Raw genomic sequence first — 20,254 nt, 5'->3', positions numbered from 1 at the left:
CGCGGCGACATTCGGCGGACAGCGGAGCTTTGCGGAGCGTTTCCCGATCGCCCCTGAGTAGTTTCCGAGGCTCCCCACGGCGATCGTCCGCCCGCTATCGTCGATGCCGTCACCCACGCATCAGCGACAGTACGGGGAGCCAGCTCATGCCGACAATCGCCGCGCTGGCGTCGTCGAGGCGAACGGGGCAAATCGGATTCGTCGCCGCCTGGGGTTTCTGCCTGCTGTTTTATTTCGGTCAGTACGCGATTCGCTCCGCTCCCGGCGTGATGGTTCCGGAGTTGAGCACTGCGTTCGGACTGACGACCCTCGGCGTGAGTTTGCTGCTCGGGTTGTACTATTACACTTACTCCGGCTCCGCGATCGTCGCGGGCGCGGCGCTCGACCGTTTCGGACCCAAGTACGTCATTCCCATTGGGATCGTCGTCACCGTCGTCGGCGCTGTCATGTTCGGCCTCGGCTCGGCCGGCCGCTTGCTGCAGGGCGGCGGGGCGGCGTTTGCCTTCACCGGGACGGTCTACCTCGCCAGCCACGGGTTCCCCGCGGCCCGGCTCGCGACCGCGGTGGGGTTCACGCAATGCTTCGGCATGCTCGGCGGCTCGGCGGGACAATTCGCCGTCGGTCCGATGATCCATGGCCTGATCACGTGGGAGCAGTTCTGGATTTTTGCCGGTTTTGCGCTCTTGGCCATCGCGGCCGTCGTGTTGATCGCGACTCCGTCAGGACATGACGCGCAGCCAATCGGCGGCGGATCGTGGCTATCGATGTTCAAACCCTACAAGGTCGTGCTTGCGAACCCGCAATCTTATCTGTGCGGCTTTTGCGCCGGCCTCCTTTTCCTGCCGACGACGATCGGCGACATGATCTGGGGCGTTCCGTTCCCACGCGACACGCTCGGCGTCAGCTATTCGCAAGCCGTGGACCGCGCGACGATCGTCCCGCTCGGCTGGGTCATCGGATGCCCGCTTCTGGGCTACCTCGCCGAGCGGATCGGACGGCGCAAGCCGGTGCTGATCGGCGGCGCCCTGCTCATGCTCGCGGCGTCTGCGGCGGTCATCTACCTGTCCGGCGCCGTGCCGCCCTACGTGCTTGGCCTGTTGCTGGGAATTGGCTCCGGCGCCGCGATGATCCCTTACGCGATCATCAAGGAGGTCAATCCCGATAAGGTGAAAGGCAGCGCCACCGGGGCGATCAACTCCCTGGTCTTCACCCTCAGCGTGCTCCTCGCGCCGGCTTACGGCTGGCTGCTGAATGATCTCGCCGGCGGCGGCAAGCTCACCGAAACCGTGTTCCGGAACGCCGATTCTTTTGGCGTCGCGGGGATCATGTTGGCGATCGTGCTGGCTTGCTTCCTGCGAGAGACCGGCAGCGCCAGCCACGCGGCGGCGGCGATGATCCAAACCGCAAAGGCGCCGGCATGAACGACCGCATCCGCGACATGAGCCCGCCGGTCGACATGACCGACCGGCGCGAAACCGGACCGGCGCGCACCGCCCATCCGGTCTATGTCGATCTGTTGCCACCCTGCAACAACGCCTGCCCCGCAGGCGAGGACATCCAGGCGTGGTTGGGGCTTGCCCAAGCGGGGAAGTATCGCGAGGCGTGGGAGACGCTGGTGCGGGACAACCCGATGCCGGCGGTGCACGGTCGGGTCTGCTACCATCCGTGCGAAAGCGCCTGCAATCGCGGCGCGCTCGACTCGCCCGTCGGCGTCCATGCGGTCGAGCGCTTTCTCGGCGATCTCGCTACGCAGGAACGGTGGACGTTCAAGGCAGGGGTCGCAACCACCGGCCGGCGAGTGCTGGTGATCGGCGCCGGGCCGAGCGGGTTGTCGGCCGCCTATCATCTCGCCCGCCTGGGCCACGCCGTCGAAATCCACGAAGCTGCGTCCATAGCCGGCGGCATGATGCAGTTCGGCATTCCGGCCTACCGCCTGCCCAGAGAAGATCTCAAGCGCGAAATTCGGCGGATCGAGGCCGCCGGAGTGAAGATCGTCCTCAATCACAAAGTTGACGACGTCCTGCCCGAAATCGCGGCGGGGCGGTTCGACGCCGCCTTCCTCGCGATCGGTGCGGATGTGGGCAAGCATGTCGAGATTCCGGCGCGCGACGCCGTGCGGGTGCTCGACGCGGTTTCGTTACTGCATGACGTCGGCGCCAGCGAGCCCCCGCTTCTGGGCCGCCGAGTGGTCGTCTACGGCGGCGGCAATACCGCGATGGACGCGGCCCGGACGGCGCGGCGTCTGGGGGCCGACGAGGCTCTGATCGTTTATCGGCGCGACCGATCCCACATGCCGGCGCACGCCTTCGAGGCCGATGAAGCGGTCGAGGAGGGCATCAAAATCAAGTGGCTCACGACCATCAAGGAGATTGTCGGACCCGAACTCACCATCGAGACGACGACGCTCGACGCCGACGGTCATCCGCGGCCGACGGGACAGTTCGAGACGCTGTCGGCTGACGCCGTGGTGTTGGCGCTCGGCCAGACGACGGAAAGCGGCTTCCTGCGCAATGTGCCTGGACTCACGTTCGGCGCCGACGGCACAATTGCCGTCGGCCTCGACATGATGACCGGCCATGCCGGGTTGTTCGCCGGCGGCGACGCGATCGCCGGCGAACGGTCGGTGACGATCGCCGTCGGCCACGGCAAGCGCGCGGCGCGGAATATCGACGCCTGGTTGCGCGGCGCGCGCTACCAATCGTCGCCGAAGGCGCCGATCGCATCCTTCGAAATGTTGCGTCCGCCGGTCTACAGCGACGCCGATCCGAGTCCGCAACGGACCAACGAAGCCGCGAAACGGATCGACGGATTTGACGAGGTCGTGAGCGGACTCGACGCGACGGCGGCGCGCCACGAGGCGCAACGATGCCTGTCCTGCGGCAATTGCTTCGAATGCGACAATTGTTTCGCCGCGTGCCCGGAGACGGCGATCGTCAGGCTCGGTCCGACTCATGGATACCGCGTCGACATGGATCTGTGCACCGGATGCGCCGTGTGCGTCGAACAGTGCCCGTGCCACGCGATGGAGATGGCCGCTGATGTCGCGCGCCCCATTTCGTTCGTATCGACGCCGCGCGCCGAGGGAGCCCTCCGATGAGCACGCGCACCACAATGGACGGAAACACCGCCGTCGCGCATGTCGCCTATCGGGTCAACGAGGTCTGCGCGATCTTCCCGATCACTCCGTCTTCGCCGATGGCCGACATCGCCGACGAATGGGCGTCCGCCGGCGTTCAAAACATCTGGGGCAATGTGCCGGTCGTGCAGGAAATGCAAGCCGAAGGCGGCGCTGCGGGCGCGCTCCACGGCGCTTTGCAGTCTGGTGCGTTGACCACGACGTTCACCGCGTCGCAAGGCCTGATGCTGATGCTGCCAAACATGTTCAAGATCGCAGGGGAGTTGAACGCGACCGTCTTTCATGTCGCCTCTCGTTCGCTGGCGACTTCGGCGCTGTCGATCTTCGGCGATCATGCGGATGTGATGACTGCCCGGCCCACCGGGTTCGCGCTGCTGTGTTCCGCGTCGGTGCAGGAGGCGCACGATTGCGCGCTGATCGCGCAGATGGCGACGTTGAAATCGCGCGTGCCGTTCCTGCATTTCTTCGACGGCTTCCGCACTTCACATGAGTTGAACACGCTGGATTTGCTCAGCGACGCCGACATTCGCTCGATGATCGACGACGATCTAGTGCGCGCTCATCGCGCCCGCGGGCTGAGCCCGGAGCATCCGTTCATCCGCGGCACGGCGCAGAACCCGGACACGTTTTTCCAGGCGCGCGAGGCGGTCAATCCGTACCATGAGCGGACGCCCGAAATTGTCGAAGGCGCCATGAAGCGCTTCGCCGCCCGAACCGGCAGGCCATATCGACTGTTCGAGTATAACGGCGCCCCGGACGCTGATCGGGTGCTGATCCTCATGGGTTCGGGGGCCGAGACGGCGCGCGCGGCGGCAGTCGTTCTGCGGGCTGCCGGCGAGAAAGTCGGCGTATTGCAAGTGCGCCTGTTCCGGCCGTTCTCGGTTGCGCATCTGCTGGCCGCGTTGCCCGCGCAGGTTCGTCGGATCGCGGTCTTGGACCGCACCAAAGAGCCGGGCGGCGCGGGCGAGCCTTTGTTCCAGGACATCGTGACCAGCCTCGCCGGCGCCGTCGCGCGCGGCGAGCGCACAACGATGCCGCACGTCATCGGCGGGCGCTACGGCCTGTCGTCGAAGGAATTCACGCCGGCGATGGCCAAGGCCGCGTTCGACGAACTGAAGGCGGCGAAGCCGAGGGCGAATTTCACCCTCGGGATCAACGACGACGTGAGCCACACCAGCCTCGCGATCGACGAAGGCTTTCAGATTGAGAAGGATACGGTCACCCGAGCGGTGTTCTATGGACTCGGCGCCGATGGAACCGTGGGCGCCAACAAGAACAGCGTCAAGATCATCGCCGAGGACGCGGGTCTCTACGCACAGGGCTACTTCGTCTACGATTCGCACAAATCGGGGGCGCAGACGATCTCGCATCTCCGTTTTGGCTCCGAGCCGATTGAGGCGCCGTATCTGATCGCCCAGGCGGGGTTTGTGGCGTGCCATCAATTCGTGGCGCTGCAGCGGCAGGATCTGTTGCGCGTCGCCGCACCGGGCGCGACGGTGCTGCTGAATGCGCCGTATTCGGCCGCCGAGATCTGGGACCGACTGCCGCGGCCGGTGCAGCAGACGTTCATCGACAAGAAATTACGCTTGTTCGTCATCGACGCCTCCGCCGTCGCGCGCGAGGCCGGCCTGGGTTCACGGACCAACACCATTCTGCAAACCTGCTTCTTCGCCATCTCCGGCGTTCTGCCGCGCGAGAAAGCGATCGGTTACATCAAGGAGGCGATCCGCAAGACATACGCGCGGAAGGGGCAGTCGGTTGTCGACAAGAACTTCGCGGCGGTCGACGGAACCTTGGCGCGGCTGAGCGAGGCGCCGGTTCCGGCGGACGTCACCAGCCAGATCGTCATGCCGGCGCTAGCGCCGGCGAATGCGCCGGATTTCGTCCGCACCGTGACCGCGCGGATTTTCGCCGGACTGGGCGACGAGATTCCGGTCAGCGCCATACCGGTCGACGGCACGTTCCCGTCAGGCACCGCCGCGTTCGAAAAGCGCAACCTCTCCGACACTGTGCCGGTCTGGCGCGAAGACCTTTGCGTTCAATGCGGACAATGCAGCTTCGTCTGTCCGCACAGCGTCATTCGGGCGAAATATTATCACGAGGATCGCCTGGTCGGGGCGCCGGCCGGATTCAAATCGGCGCCCGTCAACGCCCGCGGCTATCCAGAGGCCCGCTTCACGCTGCAGTTTTATGTCGAGGACTGCACGGGCTGCGGACTATGCGTCGAGGCGTGCCCCGAGACCAGTCCGCGCGAGGCGGACGTGAAAGCCATCAACATGGCGGACAAGGCGCGATTGCTGACGGCGGAGCGCAGCGCCATCGCCTTCTTCGAAACGCTGCCGGTAAACGATCGCTCGAGGGTGGATTTCGGCGACGTCCGTGGCGTACAATTCCTGCAGCCGCTGTTCGAGTTTCCCGGCGCCTGCGGCGGCTGCGGCGAGACGCCGTATCTCAAATTGCTGAGCCAGCTGTTCGGCGATCGCGCGCAGATCGCCAACGCAACCGGCTGCTCCTCCATCTATGGCGGCAACCTTCCCGTTACGCCATGGACGAAAGACGGCGAGGGGCGGGGGCCGGCATGGTCAAATTCGCTGTTCGAGGACAATGCCGAGTTCGGGCTCGGCTTTCGGCTCGCGGCCGACAAACATCTTGCGCTGGCCTTATCGCTGCTGGCGGGTCTCGCGGATAAGGTGGGACGGGACCTTGCCGAGGCGATCGCCAGGGCGCCGCAGATCAAGGAGTCCGATATCCGCGCCCAGCGAATCAGAGTCGCGCAATTGAAGACGCGGCTGCTCGCGATCAACGAGCCGAACGCGCTCGATTTGCTGTCGGTCGTCGATCATCTGGTGCGCAGGAGCATCTGGATCGTCGGCGGCGACGGATGGGCCTACGATATCGGTTACGGCGGTCTCGATCACGTGCTGGCGACCGCCCGCGACGTCAATGTGCTGGTGCTTGACACCGAGGTCTATTCCAACACCGGCGGCCAGGCGTCCAAGGCGACGCCGCTCGGAGCGGTGGCAAAGTTCGCCTCCTCAGGCAAACGGACCGCCCGCAAGGACCTTGCGATGCAGGCGATCGCCTACGGCAACGTCTACGTGGCGCAGGTGGCGATGGGCGCCAATCCACAGCAGACGTTGCAGGCGTTTCGCGAAGCGGAGGCGTACGCCGGTCCGTCGCTGATTCTGGCCTACAGCCACTGCATCGCGCACGGGATCGATATGCGGCATGGCATGCAGCAGCAGAACCTGGCGGCCGCCAGCGGCTATTGGCCGCTGTTCCGCTTCAACCCGGTGATGCGCACGGTCGGCGAGAACCCCTTTATCCTCGACTCGCCGCGGCCGCGCATTCCGCTGAAGGCGTACGCCTATAACGAGCTTCGCTACAGTTCGCTGGCGCGGTCACGGCCGGAGGAGGCTGACGCGCTGCTCGCGATGGCGCAGGCGGCCGTCACGGAAAAATACCGGGAGTATGAGGAGCTCGCGCGCCGCGATGGCAGCCGGTTTCATCCGGATGCGCGAGGCGCTGGGGCGCAGCCGCCCTCGCCGGAGATGAAGGCTCCACGCCGTCGGGATGAGGCGATCCCGACGCCCGGCGAATAACGCGGATCGCGGGAGTTCATTATGGCATTGACCACCAATTATCTCGGCCTGAAGCTGAAGAACCCCTTGATCGCATCGGCCTCCTCGCTGAACAGCCGGCTAGACAATATCCGCCGTCTCGAGGACGCCGGCGTCGGCGCGATCGTGCTGCCTTCGGTGTTTCAGGAGCAGATCGAGGCGGAAGCTGACGAGGTGTCTTGCCGCGTCGACGCCTACGCGGAAAGTTCGCCGGAAGCGCAATCGTATTTTTCTGGCGCGATCGCCAATCCCTACGGCATGGGTCCGGACAGCTATCTGAACCTTGTGCGCCGCGCGCGCGCCGCGGTCGGCGTTCCCGTCATCGCCAGTCTGAACGGATCGTCACGCGCAGGTTGGACGGATTTCGCTAGGCTGATCGAGCAGGCCGGCGCGTCGGCGCTGGAACTGAACATGTATCATGTCCCAACGGATCTGCTCGAGTCTGGCCAAGTGATCGAAGCGCGATATAGCGAGATTGTCGAAGCGGTTTGCGGAACGGTGGCGCTCCCCGTCGCCGTCAAGTTGACGCCCTACCTGAGTTCGATTGGCCACTTCGCGGAACAACTGGTGGGGCGCGGAGCGGCTGGGCTCGTGCTGTTCAATCGTCTGCTCGAGCCGGACATCGATCTGCTGCGTATGAAGCTGACGGACCGGCTGGATCTCAGCGAGCCTGAAGAAATGCGGCTGCCAATGCTGTGGATCGCGATTCTCTCTGGACGGACCAAGGCGTCGCTGGCCGCTTCGACCGGGGTGTCCGATGTCGACGGCGTCGTGAAATATCTGTTGGCCGGCGCCGATGCGGTCATGACGACTTCGGCTTTGCTGCGCCACGGCGTCGGATACATGTCGACGCTCGTAGACGGCCTGCGTACTTGGATGGAGGAACGGGAAATCGCATCGCTTGACGATATGCGCGGCATGATGAGCTGGCTGCGCAGCCGGGATCAGAGTGTTTATTCGCGTGCGAACTATATTAGGATTCTCGGACATTACGCGGCGCCGTAACAGCCGGGCTGCAGCCCGGCGTCAGATCCTAACCCAGCGGGAATTATTCGCTTCGAAGGCTTGCAACGTCGATCGGCGCCCGGTCGCTTGGCCGATTCTCATAAAGACGAAAAGCGCCCGATCGCGTCCCGGAACGTGGCGTAGCTGCGGCAGCGTGAGCGCCGCGCTCGCCGGCATGAGCCGTCAGCCCAGTTGGCGGCCGCATATTCGAATCGCGCGACAGGGCTGACGGCGATTGTCCGCCAACTTTCGCGCGCGACATTCAGAGTCGCTTCGCCACCGTCGCCTCGCCATTGGGTCGGGTGGTTTTCCGTCTCTCGCGGATGCGCCGCCGCCAGAGGGCGAGCGAATTCGCTCGCCAAGACTTTGACCCCTCCTATCCGCGTCGCCGCCCGCAAATTGGCCGGAGCCGCCTCGCCGCCACGATGCCGCGCTATGCCTTAACCCATTGAAATAGTTTTGAGGCGTGGGGTACAGCACGCCTTGAGACGGGGGCTAGCGCCAGGGGGCGGAATCGAACCGGCGCCCGTCATGCGGCAAACGGTCGCAGACCTGCGGCGTCAGCGCGTCGAACGGTTCTTAAACGGTTTCGGTCGGGTTGGAATTCTTCCAACAAATCCGGTCGAACTGTGGAAACCGCCGCCCACTCCCGAATTTCCGGGCAGATCCTCAGGAACGCTTCAGCGGCAAGTTCCCGCCGCAAGCGTAAATCAATCGTTAACCATCGGCGCCCAGTGTCACCTGACGTCACGTTAATATCATTTGCGTTGGGGGCTCTTTGTGACGGTCGTCGATTCGCCTTACGTCCTGTCCTTGACGGGCAGTCTGACGACGCCTCGCGCTGAGGCGATTCATTTGGAAGTGCTTGCGGCTCTGAACGGCCATTCCCGGGTAACGGTCGATTGTTCGAGCGCGAGCGAAATGGATGTGGCCTTCATCCAGATCCTTGTCGCCGCCGACCGCTTCGCCTCGCAGCGCGGCAAGACCATCGCGCTGGCTTCGCCGCCAGCGGGTCTGCTCGCCGAGACCCTGCGCCGCTGCGGTTTTTCGGCGCCCAAGCGGCCGACCGCAACTTTGGCCGAAGTCCTGACCCAACTTTCGGCGTGAGCGCGATGAAGACGATCCTTGCGGTTGATGACTCGGCGAGCGTCCGCCACATGGTCAAGATCACGCTCACCGCCGCCGGATATCAGGTGATCGAAGCGGGCGACGGTCGCGACGGCTTGGCCCAGGCCAAGGCCAATGCGGTCGCCATGATCGTCACCGATCTCAACATGCCCAACATGAACGGCCTCGAGTTCATCCGCGAGGTGCGAAAACTGCCGCCCTATCGCGGCGTTCCGATCGTGTTTCTGACGACCGAATCGGACGACGGAATGAAGCAGCAGGCCAAGGCCGCCGGCGCCACCGGTTGGATCACCAAGCCCTTCAGGCAGGAACAACTCCTCGCCGCCGCAAAGAAGTTTTTGGGATGAACGAAAACGCTGATCCCGCCGACATCTTCCGTCAGGAGTCCGCGGAACTCCTCGAGCAACTCGAACAGGCGTTGCTCGATCTCGAGCAGTCGCCCGACGATCACGATCTCATCGACACGGCGTTCCGCGCCCTCCATACGATCAAGGGCTCGGGCGCGATGTTCGGGTTCGAGCAGGTCGCCGCATTCACCCATGAATTCGAGAGCGCGTTCGATCGGGTTCGCAAGGGGGAGGCCGCGCCCGACCAGGAGCTGATCGCCATCGCGCTCAACGCCAAGGACTTCATCCGTTCCCAGATCGAAAGGCCAGAAGAGACCGACGCCGTCATCGGCGTCTGCATCCTCGCCGATCTGCGCAGATTGTTCGCCGATGCGGACGCGCGCGCGCCGCTCGAAGCACCGTCGCCGCGCGAGGCCGCGCCGCCTAGGCCGTCGGAGACCTGGCGCCTCAGCTTCCGCTTCAACAAGGACGTGCTGATCAACGGCGCCAATCCGCTGCTCCTGCTCGACGAATTGCGCGGGCTCGGCGAGTGTCGGGTGACGGTCCATTGCGACCGCGTGCCGCCGCTCGCCGATATGGAGCCCGACGCCTGCTACCTGGAATGGGAAGCCGTCCTCACCATGGCGCATTCGCGCAGCGCCATCGACGACGTTTTCATGTTCGTCGCCGACGACATGGAGCTCAAGGTCGAGGCCATCGACGCCGCGGCGGCGGTCGCTGCGCCGGAGGCCAACGCCTCGATTGCCGCGGCGACGGCCGCAGCGCCGGAGACCGCCGCCCCGCTTCCGCAAACGGCGGCCTCCCCGACGCCGGCGCGCGCCGATCATGCCGGCGGAGCGCCCGAGACCGCGGCCAAGCGCGCCGGCGGCGTCGAGACCTCGACCATCCGCGTCCCGGCCGAGCGGCTGGATGAAATGATGGATCGCGTCGGCGAACTCGTCATCGCACAGGCGCGGCTGACTCAGCTCGCCTCGGCCGGGGGCGGCACCAAGGGCGTGGCGGAGGAGATCGAGCGTCTGACCTCGGCGCTGCGTGACGCGATGATGGGTATCCGCATGGTGCCGATCGGCTCGCTGTTCGGGCGTTTCCGCCGCCTCGTCCACGATCTGTCGCGTGATCTCGGCAAAGAGATCGATCTGACGACCGCCGGCGAAGAGACCGAACTCGACAAGACGATGATCGAGCGGCTCGCCGATCCGCTCGTGCATGTGATTCGCAACTCAGCCGATCACGGCCTCGAAGATTCCGAAACTCGCCTCGCAGCAGGCAAGCCGCCGGCCGGCAATATCAGCCTGGTCGCGCGTCACGCCGGCGCCGAAGTGCTGATCAGCGTCAGCGACGACGGACGCGGCCTCGACGCCAAGCGCATCCGCGCCAAGGCCGAGGAAAGCGGCCTTATCGCCGCCGGCGCCGTGCTGTCCGACGCCGAGCTCCATCAGTTGATCTTCCAGCCCGGGTTTTCGACCGCGAAGGAGGTCTCTGCGCTGTCTGGCCGCGGCGTCGGCCTGGACGTCGTCAGGCGCACGATCGAGGGCATGCGCGGTTCGATCGACATAGCCACACACCCCGGTGAGGGCACGGAGATCACCCTCCGGCTGCCGTTGACGCTGGCGATCATCGAGGGTCTGCTGGTCCGCGTCGCCGACGCGCGCTACGCCATCCCACTGACTGCGGTCGAGGAATGCGTCGAGCTTTCCGATGCCGACTCGACGCGCTCGAAGGGGCGCAGCTTCCTCAACATCCGCGGCGAACTGGTGCCATTCCTGCGCCTGCGCGAATTGTTCGACGAGCCCGGCGACCCCGATGCGCATCAGAAGGTCGTCATCGTTGCGGCGGCCGACACGCGCGTCGGCCTGGTCGTCGACCAGATCATCGGCAGCCACCAGACGGTGATCAAGTCGCTGTCCAAACTTCACGCCGACGTGCCGAGCTTCTCCGGCGCCACCATTCTGGGCGACGGCGCGGTCGCGCTCATCCTCGACGTGCCGCACTTGATCGCTCTGGGTCAGGCGCGCGAGACGCGGATGCAATCGTCGACTGCGGAGTTCGCCTGATGGCCAGCGCTGAGGAATCCTCACGTCAGGTGCTCATGCTCGGCCTCGCCGGCGAGATGTTTGCGCTCGACGCGCGACAGGTGCGCGAAATTCTAGATCCCGTGCCGGTCACCCGGGTGCCGGGCGCGCAACCTTATGTTTCGAGCGTGCTCAACGTGCGCGGCAAGGTGATCCCGCTCGCCGACCTCAGAGTCCGCTTCGGCATGCCGCCGGCGTCGATCACCCCCGACTCGCGCTTCATCGTTCTCGAGATCGACCTTGCCGGAGAGCCGACGACCATCGGCATCGTCGCCGACAAGGTCTACGAGGTTACCGACCTCGATACATCGACGCTGCAGAAAGCGCCGCCGATCGGCATGCGCTGGCGACCGGAATTCATCGCGGCGATCGCCAAATGGAAGGACGAATTCATCATCGTCCCGAACATGAAGCAGATTTTGAATTGAGATAGAGGGGACCAACCAATGCGATTCTCGGTCAAGGCAAAGCTGGCGGGCGCCTTCGGCGCCGTCATCATTCTTTCCCTGATCACGGGCGGGGTGGCGTACATCAAGCTCAATCAACTGGCGGCGACTAGCGCCGACCTTGTCGCTAGGGCGGGTCGGGGCGATAAGGCGGCCGAAATGCAGACCTCGCTCCTCTATCAAACGCGGGCCGAAAAGGACCTGATTATCGCCTCGAGCGGCGCCGACATCGCCAAGTATGCGGCCGAAATCAAGAACCAGCGCGAGAACGCATTGCGGCTGAACGCTGAGGTGCTGAGCGCCACGAACGAAGCCGGCAAGGTGTTGCTCGGGAAATTCTCGGCTGCGTATGAAAAGATGAATGCGATTGAAGACAACACCGTCAAACTCGCCGAGCTCAATTCGTCAAATCGCGCCGCCGCGTTCTGGAGCGGCGAAGGCGTCGCGGCGACCAAGGGATTCAACGACGCGCTCGACGCCACCCTCGCCTCGGTCAATCGCGCGCCTGCCTCCGTCGAGAGTGGACGGGCGCTGTTCGCGCTGCAAACGGTCAGAGTCGAAGGCGCGCGTGCGCTGAGGATGTTGTATGAGGCCATTTCAGCGTCGAGCGAGGACGAACTGGCCGGTTTCGTCAAGGACCTCTCCGAGAAGAACGACGTGCTCGCCAAGACGGTCTTACAGGCAGCGCCGCAAGCGTCGGCAGTCGGGGTGTCGGTCGACGAGGTGACAGCGCAAACCGACCGCTTCATCAAGGCGCTGGCGCACGCATCCGAAATCGCGCGCGAAGCCGGCAACATAAAGGCCGCGAAGCTGTCGGCGACGGATGGACGCGCCGCCGTCGCCGAGACGACGGCCGCCCTTGGCGATTACCTCGGCCTGGTCAAAAAACTGATGGGCGAGGCGGCGACACAGGCCGCCCAGGACGCCAACGACGCCGAGCTCATCTTGACCGCTACGATGATCGCATCGCTTCTGATCGCGATCGGCTCGGCGTTCTGGATCTCGCTTAGCATCAGCCGTGGCTTGAGCCGCGCAGTGAGCTTGGCGGACGCGGTGGCGATCGGCGATCTCAGCCACAAGATCGAAATCTCCAGCAACGACGAGGTCGGCGATCTGGTGAAGTCGCTCAACAAGATGACGACGAATCTCAACGCAACGGCGACGATCGCCGATGCGATCGCCGCTGGCGATCTGACGATCGAGGCCAAGCGCTCGTCCGACAAGGATCGACTCGGCATCGCCCTCGAACAGATGTTGGAGAAACTTCGCAAGGTCGTGACCGAGGCGATCGCGGCGGCTCAGAACGTGTCGTCCGGCAGCCAGGAACTGTCGGCCAGCGCCGAGCAACTGTCACAGGGCGCGACCGAACAGGCCTCGTCCACGGAGGAAGCCTCCTCGTCGATGGAGGAAATGGCCTCCAACGTGAAGCAGAACGCCGACAACGCCGCCCAGACCGAGAAGATCGCGCGCCAGTCGTCGCTCGACGCCGAGGCGAGCGGCGCCGCGGTGGCGCGCGCCGTCAAGGCGATGGAGACGATCGCCGAGAAGATCACCATCGTTCAGGAAATCGCCCGGCAAACCGATCTGCTCGCGCTCAATGCAGCGGTCGAGGCGGCGCGCGCCGGCGAGCACGGCCGCGGCTTCGCAGTCGTCGCCTCGGAGGTTCGCAAGCTCGCCGAACGCAGCCAGGCCGCCGCGGCGGAAATCGGTACGCTGTCGACCGAAACGGTGAAATCGGCGCAGGAAGCCGGCGAGATGCTGACCCGCCTGGTGCCCGACATCAAGCGCACGGCGGAGTTGGTGGAGGAAATCACCGCCGCCTGCCGCGAACAGGACGTCGGCTCCTCGCAGATCAATCAGGCGATCCAGCAGCTCGACCAGGTGACGCAACAGAACGCCGCAGCCTCGGAACAGGTGTCGTCGACCTCGGAGGAACTGACCTCGCAGGCCGAGCAGTTGCAGGCGACGATCGCCTATTTCAACATCGACGGGGCCGGCTCGTCCGTGCACGCGATCGACGGCGCGGTCGGCAAACTCAAGGCCAAGGTCGCGACGATGAAGGCCGCCGTCGCTCATCCGGCGGCGAAGGCTGCGGCGCCCAAACAGAAGGCGTCCGCCGGGGGCAAGGGCTTCGCGCTCGACCTGCACCCTGGCGAGGACGAGACGGACGCGCATTTCAAGCGCGCCTGACGAAAACGTGTCGCAAGGATTCCTGACGACGCCGGAATGGGAATGAAACATGGCGCAAGCGATCCAATATCTCACGTTCGGGGTCGACAAGGAGCGCTTCGCCCTGCCGGTTGAGCAAGTACAGGAAATCCTCGACCTTAAGGCAGTGTCGCGCATACCCCATGCGCCCGACTATGTGATCGGGCTCATGGACGTGCGCGGGGTCGGAATGCTGCTGATCGACCTGCGCGCCAAGTTCGGCCTGGCTCGGGTCGAGGCGACCAACCGAACGCGGGTCATCGTCGCCGACACTTTGATCGAAGGACAGAAATCGCGCGTCGGTCTGGTCGCCGATTGCGTATTCGAAGTGACCGATCTCGGCGGCGGCGCATTCGAACCGCCGCCGGCGATCGGCAGCCGCTGGCGGGCGGACTACATCGTCGGCATCGGCCGCCATGGCGCGGCCTTCGTCATCGTCCTCGAACTCGAACGGTTGCTCGGAAGCGACGCGCCGCTCATCGCGTCAGCCGCGTAGAGCGCGTCGGCCGTGTGGTTGTTGTTATTGCGTCGTAGCGTAAAGGGTTGCGTGCCGCCATGTCTGATCAGCTTCAGGAAAGGCATTTCGCCAGGATTTCGTGGCTTGTCGAGGAACACTCCGGCATTCGCCTGCCGCCGGCGAAGCGGACGATGGTCGAAGGCCGATTGCGCAAGCGGATTCGCGCTCTTGGCCTCACGAGGCTCGAAGATTACGGTCACGCGATCTTTGAAGGCGGCCAGCTGAATGACGAGCTCAGCCACCTCATCGATTGCGTGACGACCAACAAGACCGACTTCTTTCGCGAACCAGACCACTTCGACTTTCTACGGGAAAGGGCCCTGCCGTTGTTGGCGAGCCTGCGGAACGGCGCCAATGCGCCGTACAAATTCTGGAGCGCCGCCGCGTCGATCGGCGCCGAGGCGTACACCATCGCCATGGTGGCGGCTGAAGCGCTCGGACTCGACGCGCGTCGCTTCTCCGTGCTGGGCACCGACATCAGCACCGAGGTCATCGCCCAGGCGCAGCACGCCGTCTATCCTACGGCGATGATTGACCCCGTGCCGCCGCCGTTGCGCGAGCGTTACGTGATGCGCGCGATCGATGCGAGGCGCCAGGAAGTGCGGATCGTTCCCGAATTGCGGCGCGCGGTTCGCTTTGAATGCCTCAACCTCATGGAGCCGACGTATCGAGTCGACCGCGACTTCGACGTCATCTTCTGCCGTAACATTCTCATCTACTTCGCCAAGGCGACGCAGAACGCCGTGCTGAAGCGCCTCTGCAATCATTTGCGCAAAGGCGGCTTCTTGATCCTCGGACATTCGGAGTCGCTCGCTGGCGCCGAGCTGAGCACAATGCGGCAGATGGCTCCGACCGTCTTTCGTCGCGCGGCTTGAGAGGACGGTATGAACGCCACGAACCGCAAGATTCGCGTCCTGGTCGTCGACGATTCGGCCTCGGTGCGCCAGACGCTGTGCTCGATCATCGACGCCGCTCCGGACATGGAAGTCATGGCGACGGCAGGCGACCCGTTCATCGCGGCGCAACGCATCAATGAGGAGGTGCCCAACGTCCTCGTTCTCGACGTCGAGATGCCGCGCATGGACGGCATCACCTTTCTGCGCAAGATCATGGCCCAGCGACCCATCCCGACGGTCCTCTGCTCGACGCTGCTCGAGACCGGTTCGGAAACGCTGCTGGAGGCGCTCGACGCCGGCGCCGTCGACGTCATCCTCAAGCCGCGGATCGACACCAAGCAGTTCCTCAACGAATCGCAGGTGCGTATCTGGGACTCCATCCGGGCGGCCGCGAAGGTGACGTTCAGGGGCTCTCGTGTGGCGACGTCCCATATGGTTCAGAAGAAACTGACCGCCGACGTCATCATGCCGCCGCCGGCGCCCGCGCGCGCACTGACCCGCACGACGGATCAGGTCGTCTGCATCGGCGCGTCAACCGGCGGGACCGAGTCGTTGCGCGAAGTCCTGACGGCGCTCGCGCCCAACAGCCCCGGCATCGTCATTGTCCAGCACATGCCCGAGCGCTTCACCGCGGCCTTCGCCATGCGGTTGAACGGGCTCTGCCAGGTCGACGTGAAGGAGGCGGAAGATGGCGACCAGGTGATCGCCGGCCGCGTTCTCATTGCGCCGGGCAACCGGCATATGCTGCTGCAGCGAAGCGGCGCGCGCTACCATGTCGCGATCAAGGACGGCCCGCTGGTGTCGCGCCACCGGCCCTCGGTCGACGTTCTGTTTCGCTCGGCGGCGCAATATGCGGGGGCGAACGCGCTTGGCGTGATCATGACCGGCATGGGCGACGACGGCGCGCGCGGGCTTCTCGAGATGAAAAGGGCAGGCGCGACGACGCTGGCGCAGAACGAGGAGACCTGCGTCGTCTTCGGCATGCCGAAGGAGGCGATCGCCTTGGGCGCCGCCGACAAGATCGTGCCGCTGTCGGCGATTCCGGTCGAGATCCAGCAGTTGCGGGTCGGAGCCTGAGAATGGCTGAACCGAAAGGGACGATCGTCGCGACGGAGCGGGGGTCGGCGGCGGCGGCTCTGCGGCAAACCGCGGACGCCGTCAGTCGGACGTTTGCGCCGTGCGAACGAAGTTGCCTCGACGTTGGCGCGCGACTCGGCGACGCCATTCCCGTATTGAGCGATCTGTCGGGGCTGTTCCGGGAACTGTCGCAATCGCTCGAAAGCGACGAACTGCGCGCCGCCGGCCTCGATTTGCAGACGGTCTCCGATCAGATCGAGGCGACCGCCAAAGACTTGTCAGGGGAAAGTCAGGCGCTCGCGGACCTCGTCGCGCTGAACCGGGCGATCGCGGAACGGATCGCCAATCTGTCGGAGAGCGGACGAACGATCTCCATGCTGGTGTTCAACGTCAAGATCGAGGCGGCGTCGCTGAGCGACCTGGGCGAGGACACGCGCGGCTTCGTCGAAGGGCTGCATCAGCTTGCCGAGCGCGCTCAGCAGGCGCTCAACCAGTACCGGCTCACTCACGGCAAGCTCTATGACCTGCTGCACGCCTCCAGCGAAGCGCAGAAGCGCTTTCAGGAGAGCCATCAGGCGCGCTTGTTGTCGATCGCCGCCGAGATCGCCGCCAGCGTCGCGGCGGTGGGGGATCGACGGCGGGAAACCGCCGAGGCCCTGTCGGAAATCGGCGCGCGCTCGCAGCGCGTCGGCGCCCAGATCGGTCAATGCGTGGTGGCGCTGCAGGTCGGCGACAGCACCTGCCAGCGAATCGAACACGTGCGCCGGGCGCTGCATCTGGCCGCGGATGGGCTGGAGGTCGGAGTGGCGGACGACGCCTGGGCCGCGCTCAGCGCGACCCTCGAGCGCGACGCGAGAAACGCGACGGTCGCCGGGATCTGCCGCCTGCAATCGCGTCAACTCGGCGCGGCGCTCGGCGACTTCACCAGTGAGATGGACACGACTGCGGCGGCGCTGCAAGGGCTGCTTGCCGATTCCGACGAGCTCGCAACCCGGGACCGCGCATTGTTCGGGTCGGGCGGCGGAGGCGGCGATTCCTTTCTCGAGAAGCTCGAGCACAGGCTGGAGGCGGCGCGCGCCATCATGAAAGAATGTCGCCAGGCGCGCGCCGTTGTCGACGGCGCCGCCGCGACCGTCAGCGCAACTATGGCGGATCTCGACCAACGCACCGCGAACCTGTCCGAGATCATCATCGACGTGACGATGATCGGCACCAACGCGCTGCTGAAATCGAGCCGTCTCGGCGACCGTGGAAAAGGCCTGAGCGTCATTGCGCAGGAATTGCGCAGCTACGCGGCGAAGATCGTCGAGGGCGTCGAGGAACTGCCGGCCACGCTGCGCGAAGTCGCCGCCTTCGTCGAACGGTTCGCGGAGCGGGGCAGGGCGCGTGGCGCCGATCACCTGAACGCCCTCGACGAGCGTATGCTCGGCGCAATCGAGTCGTTCAAGGCGAATGGAAAAGCGATGACCGACGCGTTGACGCGGCTCGAGCGGGAGACGGCCACGGTCGGGGCCTTGTTGGGCGACGCGGCCCGCCGTCTGGCCGGCGATCGCGACGACATCGGCATGTCGCTGCATAACGCAATCGCCGACATCGATTCGTTGGCGGCCGGAATCGGCGACGCCGATGAATGGTCGGCCGGCTGCGACGATATGCTCGATGGGCTGCTGCGTAGCGCCTACACGATGGCGAGCGAACGCGAACTCCATGAGGCGTTTCTCGGCGATGCGGCGTCCGATGCGACCCGCCGACGCCCTGACGCTGGTCCGCGCCGGTACGCGGGCGACGAGCCGATCGCCGCTGTCGCCTAGACCTGGCTTTCCTCGAGCGGTCGGCGCGCCGCCGCAGGGTCGAGCGCGCCGGTCAGCGGGTCGGGGCGCCGTCGGTCGGCTATCCACAACGACAGAATATCCTCAGCGAGCAAGGCGTAGTCCGTCGCCGCGCGCGAGTGCGGACGATAAAGGCGCACAGGCTTCCGCGAGCCGAAGGCTTCGGCGAGCGCGATATCGGTCCTGATGCCGCGCAGGATGCGCTTGGGGCCGAATTCCTTCAGCAGCTTCGCCAGTACGATGCGTTGCAAGTTCGTGCGAACGTCGATTTGAACCGGGACGATCGCCAAGTCGGTGAAGCGCCGATTGACCATCGACGCGACTTTGAACAGGACGTTGGAGAAGCGGACGACGCCGTCGTAGGCGAGATGCTGGAGTTGGGTCGGAATCAGTACGTATTGCGCGGCACTCAGCGCCGCCACGGTGGTGACGTCGATCGATGGCGATGTGTCGATGACGATCTCGTCGTAGCGATCTTCGAAGGCCGCGAGCCCTCTTGCCAGGCTGAGCGGATCGTTGACGGCGCCATGCACGTCGAAATCGTGCTTGGCGGGCAGGACATCGACGCCGGTCACGCAGCTCTTCTTCACCGCTGACGCCAGATCGACCCGACGCTCGCCGAAAACTTGGTGGACAGTCGCTTCCGAGCGCGAGGCGACGACGTCCAGACCCAACCCGGCGTGGCCCTGCGGATCGAGGTCGACGACCAGCACGCAGCGCCCTCGGCTGGCCAATTCGGACGCCAGATTGACGGCGGTCGTCGTCTTGCCGACGCCGCCCTTGCGGTTTGCGACGGCGATGATATGCGCGGTCATCGCGCGCCGATCGCGGTCGGAGGCGTGGCGCGGCGATCGGGCGGCCGGCTGTGGCGTCGGCTAGCTTTCATGCGCATCGCCCACCGTCACGTCGGAAGCGGCCTCGCTCGACCCGGCTGAAGCGTCGAACCGGTCCGTCTCCGCGTAGCCGGAAAGGAATGCGTCGAGGCACGCCGGATCGAAGTGGCTGCCGCGTTCGGCTTCGAGAATCGCCAGCGCGCTGGCGACCGGAAGCGCCTTCTTGTACGGCCGCTCGGTCGTCAGCGCGTCGAAGACGTCGGCGATCGCGACGATGCGCGCGGCGAGCGGAATGGTCTCGCCCGAAAGTCCCCTCGGATATCCTTTGCCGTCCCATCGCTCGTGATGGCCCCCGGCGATTTGCGCCGCCAACTTGATCAGATCCGACGCGCTGCCGCGAAGGATTCGCTCGCCGATCTCGGCGTGGGTCTCGACGATCGCCCGTTCGTCGTCGTCGAGACGGCCCGGTTTCAACAGGATCCCGTCGGGGATCGCCACCTTTCCGATGTCGTGAAGCGGCGAAGCGAGATAGATGCTGTCGCATTCCTGCCGCGAAAGCCCCAGCCGCGCGGCGATCATGCGGCTGAACTTCGCCACCCGGAACGTATGATCGTTGGTGTCGTTGTCGCGGTATTCGAGCGCCTTCGACAGGCGGAACACCATCTCCTCTTCGCGCGCGAGGAGGGCCTGCGTCGCCTTCTCGATCTCACGGGCTTGTTCCGCCACGTGATCGTCGAGCTTGCGCAGCGCATCGGAGAGCTTGATCAGGTTGCGCAGCCTGACTTTGAGCTCCACTGGGCTCTGTGACTTGCTCAGGAAGTCCGTGGCGCCCGCTTCGAGCGCCGCAAGCCGGACGGCGTCCTCGGTCGTCGCGGTCAGCATGACCATGGGGATTTGACCATGGCCCTCCGTCGCCCGCATCCGGCGGATGAATGTGATTCCATCGACTTTTGGCATGATGTGATCGACGATCACCATGTCAAATCTGTGTTTCAACGCCGCGTCGAGCGCGGCTTCTGGATCGAGAAACGCCATTGCGCGCACGTCCGAATCACGTTCGGTAAGCTGTTGCAGATGCAGCAGGCTGCTTCGACTGTCGTCAACGATCATCGCGAGCACGAGAAGACGACCCTTCCGCAA

The 20,254-nt window shown here is 65.1% G+C and carries 15 protein-coding genes; 13 read left to right on the top strand and 2 right to left on the bottom strand.

The annotated features are described in order from the left end of the window. Positions 1 to 29 precede the first annotated feature (29 nt). The 13 genes from ABSF49_RS04910 (at position 30) to ABSF49_RS04845 (ending at position 18,263) form a co-directional block, all read left to right on the top strand. Positions 30 to 1,421 (top strand): MFS transporter, encoded by a 1,392-nt coding sequence (locus ABSF49_RS04910; protein WP_424111513.1) that lies wholly within the window; start codon positions 30 to 32, stop codon positions 1,419 to 1,421. Further along, a complete protein-coding gene (locus tag ABSF49_RS04905) occupies positions 1,418 to 3,097 on the top strand; it encodes an NAD(P)-binding protein (protein WP_424111512.1) in 1,680 nt (559 codons plus the stop codon). Before ABSF49_RS04910 ends, ABSF49_RS04905 begins: the two co-directional genes overlap by 4 nt. Continuing rightward, positions 3,094 to 6,738, top strand: a complete 3,645-nt coding sequence (gene nifJ / locus ABSF49_RS04900) for a pyruvate:ferredoxin (flavodoxin) oxidoreductase (RefSeq protein WP_424111511.1) — start codon at positions 3,094 to 3,096, stop codon at positions 6,736 to 6,738. Before ABSF49_RS04905 ends, nifJ begins: the two co-directional genes overlap by 4 nt. A gap of 21 nt (positions 6,739 to 6,759) precedes the next feature. After that, positions 6,760 to 7,761, top strand: a complete 1,002-nt coding sequence (locus ABSF49_RS04895) for a dihydroorotate dehydrogenase-like protein (protein ID WP_424111510.1) — start codon at positions 6,760 to 6,762, stop codon at positions 7,759 to 7,761. A 780-nt stretch (positions 7,762 to 8,541) separates the two neighbouring features. Further along, entirely contained in the window at positions 8,542 to 8,868 is a 327-nt protein-coding gene (locus ABSF49_RS04890; RefSeq protein ID WP_424111509.1) for an STAS domain-containing protein, read from the top strand. A 5-nt stretch (positions 8,869 to 8,873) separates the two neighbouring features. Then, positions 8,874 to 9,236, top strand: coding sequence for a response regulator (locus ABSF49_RS04885; protein WP_424111508.1), 363 nt, complete (start codon positions 8,874 to 8,876; stop codon positions 9,234 to 9,236). Beyond that, positions 9,233 to 11,290, top strand: coding sequence for a chemotaxis protein CheA (locus ABSF49_RS04880; RefSeq protein ID WP_424111507.1), 2,058 nt, complete (start codon positions 9,233 to 9,235; stop codon positions 11,288 to 11,290). Before ABSF49_RS04885 ends, ABSF49_RS04880 begins: the two co-directional genes overlap by 4 nt. After that, entirely contained in the window at positions 11,290 to 11,736 is a 447-nt protein-coding gene (locus ABSF49_RS04875; RefSeq protein WP_424111506.1) for a chemotaxis protein CheW, read from the top strand. Before ABSF49_RS04880 ends, ABSF49_RS04875 begins: the two co-directional genes overlap by 1 nt. Before the next feature lie 18 nt (positions 11,737 to 11,754). Further along, positions 11,755 to 13,944, top strand: a complete 2,190-nt coding sequence (locus tag ABSF49_RS21735; protein WP_490363315.1) for a HAMP domain-containing methyl-accepting chemotaxis protein — start codon at positions 11,755 to 11,757, stop codon at positions 13,942 to 13,944. 49 nt (positions 13,945 to 13,993) lie between these two features. After that, complete coding sequence (locus ABSF49_RS04860) at positions 13,994 to 14,458, top strand: chemotaxis protein CheW (RefSeq protein WP_424111505.1); 465 nt, start codon at positions 13,994 to 13,996, stop codon at positions 14,456 to 14,458. 59 nt (positions 14,459 to 14,517) lie between these two features. Next, positions 14,518 to 15,354 (top strand): CheR family methyltransferase, encoded by an 837-nt coding sequence (locus tag ABSF49_RS04855; RefSeq protein ID WP_424111504.1) that lies wholly within the window; start codon positions 14,518 to 14,520, stop codon positions 15,352 to 15,354. Between the two features lie 9 nt (positions 15,355 to 15,363). Further along, positions 15,364 to 16,452, top strand: a complete 1,089-nt coding sequence (locus ABSF49_RS04850) for a protein-glutamate methylesterase/protein-glutamine glutaminase (RefSeq protein ID WP_424111503.1) — start codon at positions 15,364 to 15,366, stop codon at positions 16,450 to 16,452. A gap of 2 nt (positions 16,453 to 16,454) precedes the next feature. Beyond that, positions 16,455 to 18,263, top strand: coding sequence for a coiled-coil domain-containing protein (locus ABSF49_RS04845; RefSeq protein ID WP_424111502.1), 1,809 nt, complete (start codon positions 16,455 to 16,457; stop codon positions 18,261 to 18,263). Here ABSF49_RS04845 and ABSF49_RS04840 read toward each other — a convergent pair. Then, complete coding sequence (locus tag ABSF49_RS04840) at positions 18,260 to 19,096, bottom strand: ParA family protein (protein WP_424111501.1); 837 nt, start codon at positions 19,094 to 19,096, stop codon at positions 18,260 to 18,262. The genes ABSF49_RS04845 and ABSF49_RS04840 overlap by 4 nt on opposite strands. 60 nt (positions 19,097 to 19,156) lie before the next feature. Beyond that, entirely contained in the window at positions 19,157 to 20,224 is a 1,068-nt protein-coding gene (locus tag ABSF49_RS04835; protein ID WP_424111519.1) for an HD-GYP domain-containing protein, read from the bottom strand. Between the last annotated feature and the right edge of the window lie 30 nt (positions 20,225 to 20,254).

The sequence above is a fragment of the Roseiarcus sp. genome (assembly GCF_049514155.1).
Taxonomy (GTDB): domain Bacteria; phylum Pseudomonadota; class Alphaproteobacteria; order Rhizobiales; family Beijerinckiaceae; genus Roseiarcus.
The sequence above is the reverse complement of the archived record's forward strand: the minus strand, read 5'-3'. Positions and strand labels throughout refer to the sequence as shown.